Origin of the sequence: Pseudomonas sp. Irchel 3A5 (assembly GCF_900187575.1) — a bacterium.
Lineage (GTDB): Bacteria > Pseudomonadota > Gammaproteobacteria > Pseudomonadales > Pseudomonadaceae > Aquipseudomonas > Aquipseudomonas folii.
This window is the reverse complement of record NZ_FYDU01000017.1, coordinates 14,090-29,802: the sequence shown is the minus strand read 5'-3', so window position 1 is coordinate 29,802 and position 15,713 is coordinate 14,090. Positions and strand designations below refer to the sequence as shown.

The following is a 15,713-nucleotide window of genomic DNA, read 5'->3' as shown; positions in this document are numbered from 1 at the left end:
CGCAAGTCAGAAAACCGTCACCGCCCCACCCCGGCAATGAACCCGAACGGTTTTTGACGGTCAGTGTGTGGGGATAAAAAAGGATGGCGTTGCTGGCGTTGAGCCCCAAAAGGCTCATGTATTCCCCTTGTCGCCTATGCCGATCATCCATCGCAGTTGCAGCGCTTTTGCCCTGCAGATCACTGCCCCATCTTTACCGGCCCGAACATCGGCGCCTTTATCTTTCCTTTTATCGAAGATAACCATGTCTATGTCTCGTCATCTTTCAGCGTTCATCTCTCGTCTTCCTCGTGTTTTCAACTACCGCACTCTGGGCGCGGGCTTGCTGATTGCGGCTTGCAGTACAGCCCATGCGGCAGAAACCAAACCCAACGACCGCTGGGTCAGTGACAGCCTCAACACCTACGTGCGCAGCGGACCCACCGACGGCTATCGTATTGTGGGCACCCTCAAGTCCGGGCAGAAGGTTGAGTTGATCAGCACCCAGGGCGATTACAGCCAGGTGCGCGAGGGTGGCAACTCGGTGTGGATTCCGACCGCCGACCTGCAAAGCCAGCCCGGCCAGGCTGAGCGTCTGCCGGAATTGACTCAGCAGGTGGCGGACCTGAGCGGCCAGCTCAAGACCATTGATGATGGCTGGAAGGTGCGCGTGCAAGGAATGCAGGAAACCCTGGATACCCGCAAAAAGCTGATTGACGAGCTGGAGGCCCGCAGCAAAGACCTCAACGAACAACTCACCGCAGCCCAGTCTGAACTGCGTACAACCCAGGCCAAACTCGGCGACGAAAACAACCTCGTCCTGATGCGCTACATGGTCTACGGCGGCAGCATCGCCGGAGCAGGCCTGCTGGTCGGCCTGATCATCCCGGCCATGACCCGTGGGCGTAAGAAGAATGATGGTTGGGTTTGAATTCGCGTAACGGCCTCTGACACCATCGCGAGCAAGCTCGCTCCTACAGTTGGAATCCTTTAGCAGGCCTGCTGGTCGGCCTGATCATCCCCGCCATGACTCGCGGGCGTAAGACGAATGGTTGGGTTTGAATTTGCGTAACGGCAACTGACGTCATCGCGGGCAAGCGCGCTCCTACAGTTGAAATGTGATCCTGTAGGAGCGCGCTTGCCCGCGATGGCATCGGAACAGACACATCAAGAGCCAGTTCAGAGCCACAGAGCCCACCGTCACCGCCTAACCTTCCTGTCTCAAATCAGGATGGAGGGCATGGTATGACTGATTCATGTCGCGGCTCGAAATTACGCCAAGGTCGCTATTGCGAGACCGGTCGCATTTATCTGCTGACATCCGTCACTCAAAACCGAGAACCCATTTTTTCTGACTGGACGCTGGGGCGACTCTTGGTGAGTGAGCTCCGCAAAGCACAAGATCAAGAGCTGGCGAACTCTTTAGCATGGGTAGTTATGCCGGATCATTTTCACTGGCTTATAGAATTGAAGAGCAGCGATCTAGGCATGCTTATGCGCAAAGTGAAATCCGGCAGCGCTCTTGCCATAACCAGAGCAAAAAACCAACAATTCAAGCTCTGGCAAAAGGGTTACCACGACCGGGCAATTCGACAAGAAAGCGAAATCATCCAGGCAGCGCGTTACATCATTGCCAACCCGATTCGTGCAGGCCTGGTAAAACGCTATGGCGACTACCCGCTTTGGGATGCCGTCTGGCTATAGATTTCATTCATCCATAAATCCACCCCGCCACATCCCTTCTCCCCCTCACAGGTGTAGAATCACGCTATTCATCGCCATTCATCCCCGGCGGGTTTATGAGCTCAGGCCGAGCGCACGGTGATCCCGTGGCGTCGGTTTCCCTCGCAGCAAGCGGTCACTGCCGTTTGTTCTGTGAAGACACTAGAAGCTCACTTCCTGTTTATTCAACTGATTAGCCGCCCGGAGTGCTCCATGCCTGATTACCGCTCGAAAACGTCCACCCACGGCCGCAATATGGCCGGCGCTCGTGCCTTGTGGCGCGCCACCGGGATGAAAGACGCGGACTTCAAGAAACCGATTATTGCCGTTGCCAACTCGTTCACGCAGTTCGTACCGGGCCACGTCCACCTCAAAGACATGGGCCAACTGGTTGCCCGTGAAATCGAGCGTGCCGGTGGGGTCGCCAAAGAATTCAACACCATTGCTGTGGATGATGGCATCGCCATGGGCCACGACGGCATGCTGTATTCGCTACCGAGCCGCGAGATCATCGCCGACTCCGTGGAATACATGGTCAACGCTCACTGCGCTGACGCCATCGTCTGCATCTCCAACTGCGACAAGATCACACCCGGCATGTTGATGGCTGCTTTGCGCCTGAACATCCCGGTGATTTTCGTTTCCGGCGGCCCGATGGAAGCTGGCAAGACCAAGCTCGCCTCCCACGGCCTGGACCTGGTCGATGCCATGGTCATCGCAGCCGACTCGACAGCCAGCGACGAAAAAGTCGCCGAATACGAGCGCAGCGCCTGCCCGACCTGCGGCTCGTGCTCCGGCATGTTCACCGCCAACTCGATGAACTGCCTGACCGAAGCACTGGGTCTGGCATTGCCGGGCAACGGCTCGACACTGGCCACTCACAGCGACCGCGAGCAACTGTTCCTGCAGGCTGGCCGGACCATCGTCGATCTGTGCCGTCAGTACTACATCGAAAACAACGACGCCGTGCTGCCGCGCAACATCGCCAACTTCAAGGCGTTCGAGAACGCGATGATGCTCGACATCGCCATGGGCGGTTCGACCAACACCATCCTGCACTTGCTGGCAGCCGCTCAGGAAGCCGAGATCGCTTTCGACCTGCGTGACATCGATCGCCTGTCCCGCACCGTTCCGCAGCTGTGCAAAGTGGCGCCGAACATCCAGAAGTACCACATGGAAGATGTGCACCGCGCAGGCGGTATCTTCAGCATCCTCGGCTCCCTGGCCCGCGGCGGTCTGTTGCACACCGACCTGCCGACCGTCCACAGCCCGTCCATGGCCGAAGCCATCGCCAAATGGGACATCACCCAGACTGACGACGAAGCCGTGCACACGTTCTTCCGTGCAGGCCCGGCCGGTATTCCGACGCAGACGGCGTTCAGCCAGTCGACTCGCTGGGAAACCCTGGACGATGACCGCGAAAACGGCTGTATCCGCAGTTTCGAACATGCGTATTCGCAAGAAGGCGGCCTGGCCGTGCTGTACGGCAACATCGCGCTGGACGGCTGCGTCGTGAAAACCGCTGGCGTCGACGAGTCGATTCACTTGTTTGAAGGCAACGCGAAGATCTTCGAAAGCCAGGACAGCGCAGTGCGTGGCATCCTCGCTGACGAGGTCAAAGCGGGCGATATCGTGATCATCCGCTACGAAGGCCCGAAAGGCGGCCCGGGTATGCAGGAAATGCTGTACCCGACGTCTTACCTGAAATCCAAAGGTCTGGGCAAAGCGTGCGCATTGCTCACCGACGGCCGTTTCTCGGGGGGTACTTCCGGCCTGTCCATCGGTCACGCGTCGCCTGAGGCAGCTGCGGGTGGTGCAATCGGTCTGGTGCGTGACGGCGATAAAGTGCTGATCGACATTCCGAATCGCTCGATCAACCTGTTGATCGATGACGCAGAGATGGCCTCGCGCCGTGCCGAACAAGACAAGAAAGGCTGGAAGCCGGTCGAATCCCGCCCACGTAAGGTGACGACTGCCCTGAAAGCCTACGCCCTGCTCGCCACCAGTGCCGACAAAGGCGCTGTGCGCGACAAGGCGTTGCTGGACAAGCTGGTGCCTTAAGCTTTCTCAGTGAACACAAAAAACCCGGCAGCGATGCCGGGTTTTTTATTGGACTGCCAGGATCAACGCAAAACCTGTGGGAGCGAGGCTTGCCCACGATAAGGACGCCGCAGGTATCAGGCACATCGCGTCCAGCCTTATCGCGGGCAAGCCTCGCTCCCACAGATCCAGCGTAAACCTGAAAGTAGTTCCTACTGAATCTCATCCGGCTTGACGATCACCCAGTTCTTGTCCGCCGTCACCGGCAAACCTTCTTTGGCCTGGGCCTCGGCATTGCTTTTGATCATGCCGTTGAGTTGGGTCATGTATTTGTCTTTGCGGTTAACCCACAAGTGCACACCGCCCTTGCTGACGTCTACACCGTGGAACAGCATGTAGCCATCGCTGGTGGGGGTATCGCCACCGACCAGAACCGGCTTCTTCCATTGGTCGATGTAGGTCAGGATGGCCGCCTGCTTGCCCGCCATCCAGGTCGCAGGTGTCCAGAGATAAGGCGTCAGCTCAAGACCAAAGTTGGCCTTCTCATCGTACTTGCCCGCCGTGATCTGCTTGCGCGCCGTAGTCAATTCTCCGGTTTTCTTGTCCTTGAGCAGCAGGGTCACGCCAATTACGTTTTGCGGTTTGACGTTGTAGCCGTACTTGGGATCAGAGGCGACCATCCGCACCAGCTCTTCGGATGCGGCGGTCATCACGTAGACCTCAATGCCGTTTTCCATCAGCTTGTTGAACAGCTCTTTCTGGCCGGTGAAGATACGTGGCGGCTCGACATCAAGCTTCTTGACCACATCACCCTCGTAGTAAGTCGCCGGAATCGGCTTACCCAAGGCCATCAGCTCATCGACATAGCCCTTGAGCTCTTTGAGGGTAAAGCCCGAAAACACCTGAGCGACCCATGGGTAGCAAACCATGTCGTCGACTTCACATAGGCGGTAGTAATAGCTGAACAGGCTTTCCTTGTGGTCAGCCGTGTCCTTGAAAGGCATGAGCTTGAGGGACGGATCGAGTTTCTCCCGGGTGATCAGCCCTTTGCTTTCCATGTACGGCAGCAGCGACTCTTCGAGGTCGAAGCGATAGCTGGTGTTGTCCATGTCGAAAACCGCGTAATTGCCCTTGTTGGCATTGGCAGTAATCATCGCATCGAGTGCTTTTGCGGCGGGCTCAGGCCAGTGCTTCAACTCGGTGGCAGCAAACGCCTGCCCGGCCAGACCAAGGCAGAGTGCAGCGGCAAGCAATCGTGGAGCGAACTTCATCGTGGTATCCCCCTGAAAGTTAAGAGGATCGACCGTAACAAATTATGATGACTGATTGGGGATACCAGCGACGGTGTACGTCCCGAAGGCGTCACCTTGAACGCGATTCGCGACGGAGCTTTCCGATTGCGACACTTTTATGACAGGACCACTCCATCCTCGGTAGGAGCGAACTTGTTCGCGAGGCGATATTCCAGACGGCGACAGGAACAAATGCCTCACCAACAATTTGCCTCCTACCGGCGCTCCCACACCTCGAAGCTATACGCAGGCTTGTCATCCACCGCCGGATTCACCACCTCGGACACCAACGCCCATTCGGCGAGATCAATCTCCGGAAACCACGCATCGCCTTCGGGGCTTAACGCCACACGGGTCAGGTACAAGCGATCTGCCTGAGCCAAACCCTGGGCATATAACTGCGCACCGCCGATCAGCATCACTTCCGCTATGCCCTGCTCACGCGCCCACTCGTCTGCGCGGGCAACGGCGGACTCCAGCGACGTGAAGACCTCGGCACCCTCCAGTTGCAGGTCCGCCTGACGCGTGACCACCAGATTCAAGCGACCGGGCAGCGGCCGACCCAGCGAATCCCAGGTCTTGCGGCCCATGATGATGGGCTTGCCCAAGGTCGTCGCCTTGAAATATTTAAAATCCCCCGGCAAGTGCCAAGGCATGGAATTGTCGACGCCAATCACTCGGTTCTCACCAAGAGCGGCAATCAGGCTAAGCGGAAGTTGATTTTTCATGGCGGCGAGAATAACAGACGCTGACACTGAATTCGTAGCGGCCGAACTGCTCGAATGCAGGGCGCAGAGGTTATGCTCCTTTACTGATTCATTCGACGAGACGCTGTGTGACTGCTCTGACTCCCCTCGATACCCTCTGGCTGACTGAAGCCGTGCGCCTGCGCGAAGAACAGGCCGGCCCGCTGGAAGACCTTGAAGCCAACCGTCGCGCCCGGGCCAACGGTGGCGACCTGACGAACCGCGTGCAAAACCGGGCCCTGTGGCTGGCCGAACGCGACGGCATGCGCGCCGCGCTACCACACTGGAAACAAGGCGCCCGTTTGGCGCTGATCGCATTGGCTATTTTCTCGGTGCTCAGCGGTGCCGGGTTGGCATTCGCGGCATTGGGCGACGGCCAGACGCCCGTCAACGTGTTCTGGGCGCTGGGCAGCCTGCTCGGGCTGAACCTGATTATGCTGTTCAGTTGGGCGATGAGCTTTAGCGTCACCGGACAAAATACTGCAAGCCTTGGACGTCTCTGGCTATGGCTCAGCGAAAAGCTCGCCCGTGATGCCCAGGCCGCACAGCTTGCCCCTGCGCTGATTGTGCTGCTGCAGCGCAAACGCCTGAATCGATGGGTGCTGGGGGCGCTGATCCATGGCTTGTGGCTGCTGGCACTGGTCAGCGCGCTGGTGCTGCTGTTGATGTTAATGGCGACGCGACGTTACGGCTTTGTGTGGGAAACGACTATTTTGGGCAGCGACACCTTCGTCAGTCTGACCCAGACACTCGGCATTCTCCCCGCTATGCTGGGCTTCACTGTGCCGGACGAGTCCATGATCCGCGCCAGCGGTGACAGCGCTCTAATTGTTGAATCAGGTCGCCAGGCCTGGGCGGCGTGGCTGGTGGGTGTGCTCTTGGTCTATGGCATCGTGCCGCGCCTGATCCTTGCGTTGGTCTGCCTGTGGCGCTGGCGCATCGGTCGGGCTGCGCTGAGTCTGGACCTGACCTTGCCCGGTTACAGCCAACTTCGCGAACGGCTTATGCCTAGCAGCGAACGACTTGGAGTCAGCGACGCAGCGCCAGAGCAACTGCATCAAGTACTGCCCAATGGCGCAGCACAACACAGCGATGGCGCATTGCTGGTCGCTATCGAGCTGGACGATGAACAGCCCTGGCCACCGCTATTGCCGGAAGGCGTGGTCGATGCAGGCATTCTCGACAGCCGGGAATCCCGGCAAAAACTGCTTGATCAACTGACCCGCTTCCCACCCGCACGACTGGTTATTGCCTGCGATCCGCGTCGCTCAACTGATCGCGGCAGCCTTGCACTGGTTGCCGAACTGGCTCGCTGTGCAGGCGCAACACGGGTCTGGTTGCTACCGGCTCCTGATGGGCAACATCTGAACGCCGAGCGAGTCAGCGACTGGCATGCAGCGCTGCAGCAACTGGATCTCGCGTGGAGCGACAGTGCACCCCTGAACTGGCTGGAGACAGGCCATGACTGACGAGGACAAGATCCGCCCGCTGAAACTGGCGGTGGTCGGCCACACCAATGTCGGCAAGACCTCGCTGCTAAGAACGCTGACTCGCGATGTAGGCTTTGGGGAAGTCTCTCACCGGCCAAGCACCACCCGCCATGTGGAAGGTGCGCGGCTGTCCGTGGATGGCCAGGCGCTGCTTGAACTGTACGACACGCCGGGCCTGGAAGACGCCATCGCGCTGCTGGATTTTCTCGAACGCCAGGATCGACCGGGCGAGCGGCTGGACGGTCCCGCCCGGCTCGCGCGCTTTCTGGAAGGCAGCGAGGCGAGACAGCGCTTCGAGCAGGAAGCCAAAGTCCTGCGCCAGTTACTGGCGTCGGACGCGGGGCTGTACATCATCGACGCCCGTGAGCCGGTGCTGGCCAAGTACCGTGACGAGCTGTCGATCCTGGCCAGTTGTGGCAAACCGTTGCTGCCCGTCCTCAACTTCGTCAGCAGCACAGAGCATCGGGAACCCGCGTGGCGCGAAGCCCTCGCACGCTTGGGCCTGCATGCACTGGTCCGTTTCGACAGCGTCGCGCCGCCAGAAGATGGGGAGCGGCGGCTTTATGAAAGCCTTGCCCTGCTGCTGGAAAACTCCAGAGATCAACTGGAACGGCTGATTCTGGATCTTGAGGTCCAGCGCGAAATCCGACGACAAAGTGCTAGCCGGTTGATCGCGCAGTTACTCATCGACTGTGCCGCCTGCCGCCGCGGTGTTTCAACTGAATCGGGCCAAGAGCAACAAGCTATCGATGAGCTGCGCAAAGCGGTGCGCCAGCGCGAACAGCGCTGCGTGGAAGAGCTGCTCAAGCTTTATGCGTTTCGCGTTCAGGACGCGGCATCCAGCGATTTGCCGCTGCTGGACGGGCGTTGGGGCGACGATTTGTTCAACCCGGAAACCCTGAAGCAACTGGGCGTACGAGTCGGCGGCGGAATTGCGGCAGGCGCAGCAGCAGGTGCCGGTGTCGATTTGCTGGTGGGCGGCCTCACCATGGGCGCAGCGGCCTTGGCCGGGGCGATTGCCGGTGGTGCATTACAGACTGCACGCAGTTACGGCGGACGATTGCTAGGCAAGATCAAAGGCCAGCGCGAACTGACGGTGGACGATGCCGTACTTCGCCTGCTTGCGCTGCGTCAGCGCCATTTGCTGATCGCCTTGGGCGCCAGAGGCCATGCCGCCATGGAAAGCATCCAGTTGACCACACCACAGGATAAAACCTGGCGTGAAGGCAAGCTGCCCGACGCGCTGCAAAAAGCCCGCGCTCATCCGCAATGGTCGTCGCTGAATCCTGGGGCGAAGCTGAATCAGGCTGAGCGGCAGGAGCAGATTGAAGAATTGGCGAAAGTGTTGGTAAAAACCTGACTGTATGGATGCTTGGGGATCACACCGCGAACCCTGCACCCCACAGGAACCACTAAGGACGTGGGACCGGCTTTAGCCGGGAAGAGGCCGGCTCATTCACTACATCTTTATCGTCAGGAATGCCGCCTTCCCGGCTAAAGCCGGTCCCACGTCAACTTGCAGACATAGAATCTCCCACAGAGGTGCAGCGCCGTTTGCAAATGTCCGGCAGTCGCATTCGTGATTTTTGATTACTCGATTTCCCCGGACACCGGTATCATCGCGCGCCCGATACACCCGGAACCGTATTGCTCATGAAACCGACCTTGATCGCCGCCGCAGAAATCGACCGTATCGATACCTGGGCCAAATACTCCAGCCATATGTGCGGAGGCTGCATTTCCAGCTGCTGCACGCTGCCTGTGGAAGTGAAGATCAAGGACTTGATCCGCATCGGCATCGTCGATGAATTCGAACGGGGCGAACCGGCGAAGAACATCGCCAAGCGTTTGCAGAAGGAAGGGATTGTCGAGCGTTACAACCAGAAATCCGAAATCTTCACCTTGCAGCGCATGAGCAACAACGACTGCCTGTATCTGGATCGCAAGAGCCGCTTGTGCACCATCTACGACAAACGCCCGGACACTTGCCGCAATCACCCCAAGGTTGGCCCGCGTCCCGGCTACTGCGCTTACAAGCCCAAAGATGTGGTTCGCCAAGCGAGCGGCACACTGAAGAACAACACCAGCACGCCGTTTCCGAAGTTCTGAGCAGCTTCTGACACCGCGCGGCGCTTTTGACATGGGCACCTGTGGGCGACTCTATGTTTGTCCGCAAGCTGATTGACGACGTGGGACCGGCTTTAGCCGGGAATACAGTATTTCTGCAGATGAAGATTCAGCATCTGTCCCGGCCTTTTCCCGGCTGAAGCCGGTCCCACGTCATCAAAGTCTACGATCAGCAAACGCCACACAAACAAAAACGCCCCCGACCTTGCGGTCGGGGGCGTTTTTTCAAGCCTGATTAAAAACTAATCAGTTCTTGGCTTTCTTGGCAGCGCGGGTACGCTCGCTTTCGTCCAGGATCTTCTTGCGAAGACGGATGGACTTAGGAGTCACTTCGCACAGCTCGTCGTCCTGGATGAATTCCAGAGCCTGTTCAAGGGTGAACTTGACAGGTGGAACCAGAGCGATGGTCTCGTCTTTACCCGAAGCACGCATGTTGTCGAGCTTCTTGCCTTTGGTTGGGTTGATACCCAGGTCGTTGTCGCGGCTGTTCAAGCCAACGATCTGACCGCAGTAGATCTCTTGACCGTGTTCAACGAACAGCTTGCCACGAGCCTGCAGGGTTTCCAGCGAGTAAGTCAGAGCCTTGCCGGTTTCAACCGAAACCAGAACGCCGTTCTGACGGCCCGACACGTCGCCCGACTTCATGGTGTCGTAGCGGTCGAAGATCGAGGTCAGGATGCCTGCACCGGAGGTGAGGGTCAGGAACTCGTTACGGAAGCCGATCAGACCACGAGCAGGGATGTTGTACTCAAGGCGCACACGGCCCTTGCCATCCGGAACCATGTTGGTCAGATCGCCTTTGCGCAGACCCATTTGCTCCATGATGGAACCCTGGGATTCTTCTGGCAGGTCGATGGTGACGTTTTCAAACGGTTCCTGCTTCACGCCGTCAACAACACGGATGATCACTTCCGGACGACCGACACCCATTTCGAAGCCTTCGCGACGCATGGTTTCGATCAGTACCGACAAGTGCAGCTCACCACGGCCCGAGACCTTGAACTTGTCAGCGGTGTCGCCTTCTTCAACGCGCAGAGCAACGTTGTACAGCAGCTCTTTGTCCAGACGTTCCTTGATGTTACGGGACGTCACGAACTTGCCTTCTTTACCGCAGAACGGCGAGTCGTTTACCTGGAAAGTCATCGAAACGGTAGGTTCGTCAACGGTCAACGGCACCATTGCTTCCACGTTCAGTGGGTCGCACAGGGTGTCGGAGATGAACAGCGAATCCATACCGCTGATGCAAACGATGTCGCCAGCTGCTGCTTCTTCAACGTCGATGCGGTGCAGACCGTGGTGACCCATCAGCTTCAGGATACGACCGTTACGGCGTTTGCCGTCGGCGCTGATCGCTACAACCGGGGTGTTCGGCTTGACGCGACCACGAGCGATACGGCCAACGCCGATAACACCCAGGAAGCTGTTGTAGTCCAGAGCGGAGATCTGCATCTGGAACGGACCGTCACGGTCAACAGACGGCGCTGGTACGTTGTCGACGATCGACTGGTACAGCGGGGTCATGTCTTCAGCCATTTCAGCGTGGTCCAGACCGGCAATACCGTTCAGGGCCGAGGCGTAGACGACTTTGAAGTCCAGCTGTTCTTCGGTAGCACCCAGGTTGTCGAACAGGTCGAAGATCTGATCCAGAACCCAGTCCGGACGCGCGCCTGGACGGTCAACCTTGTTGATGACCACGATTGGACGCAGGCCGGCTTCGAAAGCCTTCTTGGTCACGAAACGGGTTTGCGGCATAGGGCCGTCTTGAGCGTCAACCAGCAGCAGCACGGAGTCAACCATCGACATTACGCGCTCAACTTCACCACCGAAGTCGGCGTGGCCCGGGGTGTCCACGATGTTGATGTGGTAGCCGTTCCAGTTGATGGCGGTGTTTTTCGCCAGAATGGTAATACCGCGCTCTTTCTCCTGGTCGTTGGAGTCCATCACGCGCTCGTCGTTGAGCTCGTTACGCTCCAGAGTGCCGGATTGGCGCAAGAGTTTGTCTACCAGGGTGGTTTTACCGTGGTCAACGTGAGCAATGATGGCGATGTTGCGTAGATTTTCGATCACTTGTGTATCTCGATCAGAGGATTCGGTTAGCTGAATACTGCTAAACAGCTATTTATAACGTCAGAGTCGGCCAAAGCCGTTACGGCTAGACGACTGGCGTCGGGGGGCCGGTGACGCAAGCCACAGGCAAACAGCCCCGGGCACTTAGCTCGGTCTATAAACGCGCACATTGGCATACCCCTCACTGAGCAAATGGTGAGCATGCAGGCGACTCATGACGCCTTTGTCGCAATACAACAGGTACTGGCGCGTGTTATCCAGTTCCTTGAAGCGGCTGTTCAATGCATAGAACGGCAGCGCCTGTACTTCAATACCAGGCAATACCAGCGGCTGATCTTCCTGAGCATCCGGGTGACGGATGTCAACGATGACCTGCCCTGCCAGTGCCTGACTGACTTCTTCTATCTCGACACTCTGGCTCAGATCGTCAATCACACGATCGATCGAAACCAGTTTGGCGTTCTCCAGCGCTCGCTCGAGAACCGCCATGTCGAACTGTTGCTCTTCGTACTCAACGCGGTTGCGCTTGGCGTTGGTCTTGGGGTTGATCGAAATCACCCCGCAATACTCAGGCATGTGCCTGGCGAAATCGGCAGTACCGATTTCAACCGCCTGATCGACGATGTCCTGCTTGTGGCTGGTGATCAACGGGCGCAAGACCAGCTTGTCAGTCGCGGCGTCAATCAACGACAGGTTCGGCAACGTCTGGCTGGCAACCTGTGAAATCGCTTCGCCGGTAACCAGCACATCGATATCAAGACGGTCAGCGATAGAGGATGCAGCGCGTAACATCATACGCTTCAAAACTACACCCATATGACTGTTATCGACTTTCTGCAGTATTTCTCCGAGAACTTCCTCGAACGGCACGCTGATAAACAGCACGCGCTGGGAGCTGCCGTACTTCTTCCAGATGAAATGCGCGACTTCCATCACGCCCAGTTCATGGGCACGACCGCCCAGATTGAAGAAGCAGAAATGCGCCATCAGCCCGCGACGCATGACCTGATAGGCCGCCACGGTCGAATCAAAACCGCCGGACATCAATACCAGGGTCTGTTCGAGGGCGCCTAACGGGTATCCGCCGACACTGTTGTGCTGGCTGTGGATGACAAACAACCGTTTGTCGCGAATTTCCATTCGCACCACGATTTCCGGCTTTTTCAGCTCGATACCGGCTGCACCGCACTGCTTGCGCAACTGGCTACCGACGTACTTTTCGACATCCATGGAGCTGAATGCGTGCTTGCCGGCGCGCTTGCAGCGCACTGAAAACATCTTGCCCGGCAGCAAATCGGCGTAGTGCAGTTTGCACTTGGCAACGATGTCGTCCATGTCGCCCAGCGGGTATTCGGCAACCTGAAGAAAATTGGCGATGCCCGGCATGCAGCTCAGGCGGTCGGTCATGTCCTGCAGGGCCTTGGGGTCGGTCAGTTTCGTCTGAACCTCGAGGTTGTCCCACGAGCCATCCACCACCAGCACCGGGTCCAGATCACGGAGCACGGTGCGGATGTTCTTGGCCAGCTGGCGGATGAATTGCTTACGCACCGGCGGGCTTTTGATGATGATTTCGGGGAAGACTTTTACGATTAGTTTCATGAAAACAGCGCGCGAGGTGCCAGCCGAAAAAGAGGGGGCGGGATTATAGCGGAAATTGCTCAAGGTTTAACCAGTTATCGTGCAACCAATCATCGATGCACCAAAAAAGACCTGACGCCCATTATCAAGCCTCATTGTGGTGCGCCGAATTCTAAAATCGTCGATTTTTATCCCCGAATTGCTAGCGTTTCGGGCATAAAACCCATCTCGGGGCACTGGCATGCAATTTGCTCCCTTGTGAGGCAGGTTGCCTTGGCAGAGTATTTGCGCCGGCATCACCCAAATTCTAAGGGCCCAAACCATTAAATAGGCCCGAAGCCACCCGGAGGACACCATGTCGAAGTCGGTTCAACTCATCAAAGATCATGACGTTAAGTGGATTGATCTGCGCTTCACGGACACTAAAGGTACACAGCACCACGTGACCATGCCGGCTCGTGATGCGCTGGAAGACGACTTCTTCGAAGTCGGCAAGATGTTCGACGGCTCCTCCATCTCTGGCTGGAAAGGCATCGAAGCCTCCGACATGATCCTGCTGCCGGACGACGAAACTGCCGTTCTCGATCCGTTCACCGAAGACCCAACCCTGATCCTGGTTTGCGACATCATCGAACCTTCGACCATGCAAGGTTACGACCGCGACCCACGCGCTATCGCTCACCGCGCTGAGGAATACCTCAAGTCGACCGGTATCGGTGACACTGTATTCGCCGGTCCAGAGCCAGAATTCTTCATCTTCGACGAAGTGAAGTTCAAATCCGATATCTCCGGTTCCATGTTCAAGATCTACTCCGAACAAGGTTCGTGGATGTCCGACGCCGATATCGAAGGCGGTAACAAGGGCCACCGTCCAGGCATCAAAGGCGGTTACTTCCCGGTTCCACCATTCGACCATGACCACGAAATCCGCACCGCAATGTGCAACGCTCTGGAAGAAATGGGCCAGACCGTAGAAGTTCACCACCACGAAGTGGCGACTGCTGGTCAGAACGAAATCGGCGTGAAATTCAACACGCTGGTTAAAAAGGCTGACGAAGTTCAGACCCTGAAATACGTTGTTCACAACGTTGCTGACGCTTACGGCCGCACCGCGACCTTCATGCCTAAGCCTCTGTACGGCGATAACGGTTCAGGTATGCACGTTCACATGTCCATCTCCAAAGATGGCAAGAACACCTTCGCAGGCGAAGGCTATGCCGGTCTGTCCGACACCGCTCTGTACTTCATCGGCGGCATCATCAAGCACGGTAAAGCACTGAACGGCTTCACCAACCCGGCTACCAACTCCTACAAGCGTCTGGTTCCAGGCTTCGAAGCTCCAGTGATGCTGGCTTACTCGGCTCGTAACCGTTCCGCTTCGATCCGTATTCCTTACGTCAGCAGCCCTAAAGGCCGCCGTATCGAAGCTCGCTTCCCGGATCCATCCGCCAACCCTTACCTGGCTTTCGCAGCACTGCTGATGGCTGGCCTGGACGGCATCCAGAACAAGATTCACCCAGGCGACGCCGCTGACAAAAACCTGTATGACCTGCCGCCTGAAGAGGCCAAAGAGATCCCACAAGTTTGCGGCAGCCTGAAAGAAGCCCTGGAAGAGCTGGACAAAGGTCGTGCGTTCCTGACCAAAGGCGGCGTTTTCAGCGACGACTTCATCGACGCTTACATCGCTCTGAAAAGCGAAGAAGAAATCAAAGTACGCACGTTCGTACACCCACTGGAATACGAGCTGTACTACAGCTGCTGATCCAGTCGCGTCAGCAACTTTGACGCACAAAAGAGGCCTCCTTCGGGAGGCCTTTTTTATGGGCGGGGTTTAATATCCAGTAAATATTTGTTGCCTGAAGCGCTTTGCGCGAGTCCATGCTGTCGTATCGAGAACGCCGCCCCTGTAGGAGCGCACGAGCACCGCGAGGCCGCGATAGCGTTCTGTCTGATGTACTGCTATCGCGGCCTCGCGGTGCTCGTGCGCTCCTACAGATTCACTATCAAATTACATCCCGATTCAGAAAAGAGAAAAAGAGAGATGACCAATAAACCACGACTGCTTTTCCTCTGCGCCACCCTTGCCAGCCTGACCGCCTGCTCAGCCACACCGACGTCCTCACCCGCCCCTGCCCCCCTGGCACCTTTGATGGCAACGATCAGCGAACGCCTTGCCATTGCAGATCAGGTCGCGCTGACCAAATGGGACAGCGGGAAACCGATTCAAGACAGCCCACGCGAAGCTCAGGTCATCGCGGCAGCCGCAAAGCTTGCACCGACCTACAACCTGGATCCACAGGAGGTCAGCCAATTCCTCGCCGCGCAGATCGAAGCGAACAAGCTGGTGCAGTACGCACTTCTCGCGAAATGGCACGAAGCCGGCAAGGCGCCGGACACCCAAAGGCCGGATCTGGTCGGCCAGATCCGCCCACAGCTGGATCAACTGCAAACGCGACTGCTGCGCGAATACTCAGCCTTTGCGATGTACCGTCAGGACCCACACTGCCCAAACTGGCTGATTCAACAGTCCCGGGCGCAAGCCAAAGACCCGATTCATGATCTTGCGCTGACTCGCGCAGTAGGCGAGCTGTGCGTGATCCGTAAATGATCGCAAGCCGCATAAGCTGATTTATGTTCTATGCTGCGCCCATTACACCGCCAATCGCATCAAC

13 protein-coding genes are annotated in these 15,713 nt (G+C 57.5%); 8 read left to right on the top strand and 5 right to left on the bottom strand.

Annotated features, from left to right (window positions below; genetic code table 11):
- Positions 1–114: 114 nt before the first annotated feature.
- Positions 115–246, bottom strand: a complete 132-nt coding sequence (locus CKW31_RS30155; protein ID WP_256582728.1) for a hypothetical protein — start codon at positions 244–246, stop codon at positions 115–117.
- Positions 247–250: 4 nt separating this feature from the next.
- On the opposite strand from CKW31_RS30155, the gene CKW31_RS24570 reads away from it, so the two are divergent.
- The 3 genes from CKW31_RS24570 to ilvD all read left to right on the top strand — a co-directional run bounded on the left by CKW31_RS24570 (position 251) and on the right by ilvD (position 3,762).
- Complete coding sequence (locus CKW31_RS24570) at positions 251–910, top strand: TIGR04211 family SH3 domain-containing protein (RefSeq protein ID WP_176469982.1); 660 nt, start codon at positions 251–253, stop codon at positions 908–910.
- Between the two features lie 314 nt (positions 911–1,224).
- The gene (locus CKW31_RS24565) at positions 1,225–1,683 is read left to right on the top strand and encodes a transposase (protein WP_095100990.1); all 459 of its coding nucleotides are present in this window, start codon (positions 1,225–1,227) and stop codon (positions 1,681–1,683) included.
- Between the two features lie 231 nt (positions 1,684–1,914).
- Positions 1,915–3,762, top strand: coding sequence for a dihydroxy-acid dehydratase (gene ilvD / locus CKW31_RS24560; RefSeq protein ID WP_095100988.1), 1,848 nt, complete (start codon positions 1,915–1,917; stop codon positions 3,760–3,762).
- A gap of 191 nt (positions 3,763–3,953) precedes the next feature.
- Here the strand turns inward: ilvD and CKW31_RS24555 are convergent, their stop codons facing one another.
- The gene (locus CKW31_RS24555; protein ID WP_095100986.1) at positions 3,954–5,012 is read right to left on the bottom strand and encodes a phosphorylcholine phosphatase; all 1,059 of its coding nucleotides are present in this window, start codon (positions 5,010–5,012) and stop codon (positions 3,954–3,956) included.
- A gap of 236 nt (positions 5,013–5,248) precedes the next feature.
- The gene (locus CKW31_RS24550) at positions 5,249–5,761 is read right to left on the bottom strand and encodes a dihydrofolate reductase (RefSeq protein WP_095100984.1); all 513 of its coding nucleotides are present in this window, start codon (positions 5,759–5,761) and stop codon (positions 5,249–5,251) included.
- 107 nt (positions 5,762–5,868) lie between these two features.
- Between CKW31_RS24550 and CKW31_RS24545 the strand changes: the two genes are divergently transcribed.
- The 3 genes from CKW31_RS24545 to CKW31_RS24535 all read left to right on the top strand — a co-directional run bounded on the left by CKW31_RS24545 (position 5,869) and on the right by CKW31_RS24535 (position 9,378).
- Positions 5,869–7,248, top strand: coding sequence for a DUF2868 domain-containing protein (locus CKW31_RS24545; RefSeq protein WP_095100982.1), 1,380 nt, complete (start codon positions 5,869–5,871; stop codon positions 7,246–7,248).
- The gene (locus tag CKW31_RS24540; protein ID WP_095100980.1) at positions 7,241–8,629 is read left to right on the top strand and encodes a GTPase/DUF3482 domain-containing protein; all 1,389 of its coding nucleotides are present in this window, start codon (positions 7,241–7,243) and stop codon (positions 8,627–8,629) included. Before CKW31_RS24545 ends, CKW31_RS24540 begins: the two co-directional genes overlap by 8 nt.
- A 293-nt stretch (positions 8,630–8,922) precedes the next feature.
- Positions 8,923–9,378, top strand: a complete 456-nt coding sequence (locus CKW31_RS24535; protein WP_087268430.1) for a YkgJ family cysteine cluster protein — start codon at positions 8,923–8,925, stop codon at positions 9,376–9,378.
- Between the two features lie 264 nt (positions 9,379–9,642).
- Here CKW31_RS24535 and typA read toward each other — a convergent pair whose 3' ends face one another.
- Together typA and thiI are read right to left on the bottom strand one after the other, a co-directional pair.
- Positions 9,643–11,463 carry a translational GTPase TypA gene (gene typA / locus CKW31_RS24530; protein WP_095100978.1) on the bottom strand — a complete coding sequence of 607 codons (1,821 nt, stop codon included), beginning with the start codon at positions 11,461–11,463 and terminating at the stop codon, positions 9,643–9,645.
- A gap of 144 nt (positions 11,464–11,607) precedes the next feature.
- A complete protein-coding gene (gene thiI, locus CKW31_RS24525; RefSeq protein WP_095100976.1) occupies positions 11,608–13,062 on the bottom strand; it encodes a tRNA uracil 4-sulfurtransferase ThiI in 1,455 nt (484 codons plus the stop codon).
- Between the two features lie 334 nt (positions 13,063–13,396).
- Between thiI and glnA the strand changes: the two genes are divergently transcribed.
- Positions 13,397–14,803 carry a glutamate--ammonia ligase gene (gene glnA, locus CKW31_RS24515; RefSeq protein ID WP_095100975.1) on the top strand — a complete coding sequence of 469 codons (1,407 nt, stop codon included), beginning with the start codon at positions 13,397–13,399 and terminating at the stop codon, positions 14,801–14,803.
- A 279-nt stretch (positions 14,804–15,082) separates the two neighbouring features.
- A complete protein-coding gene (locus tag CKW31_RS24510) occupies positions 15,083–15,649 on the top strand; it encodes a chorismate mutase (RefSeq protein WP_095100973.1) in 567 nt (188 codons plus the stop codon).
- Positions 15,650–15,713: the final 64 nt, after the last annotated feature.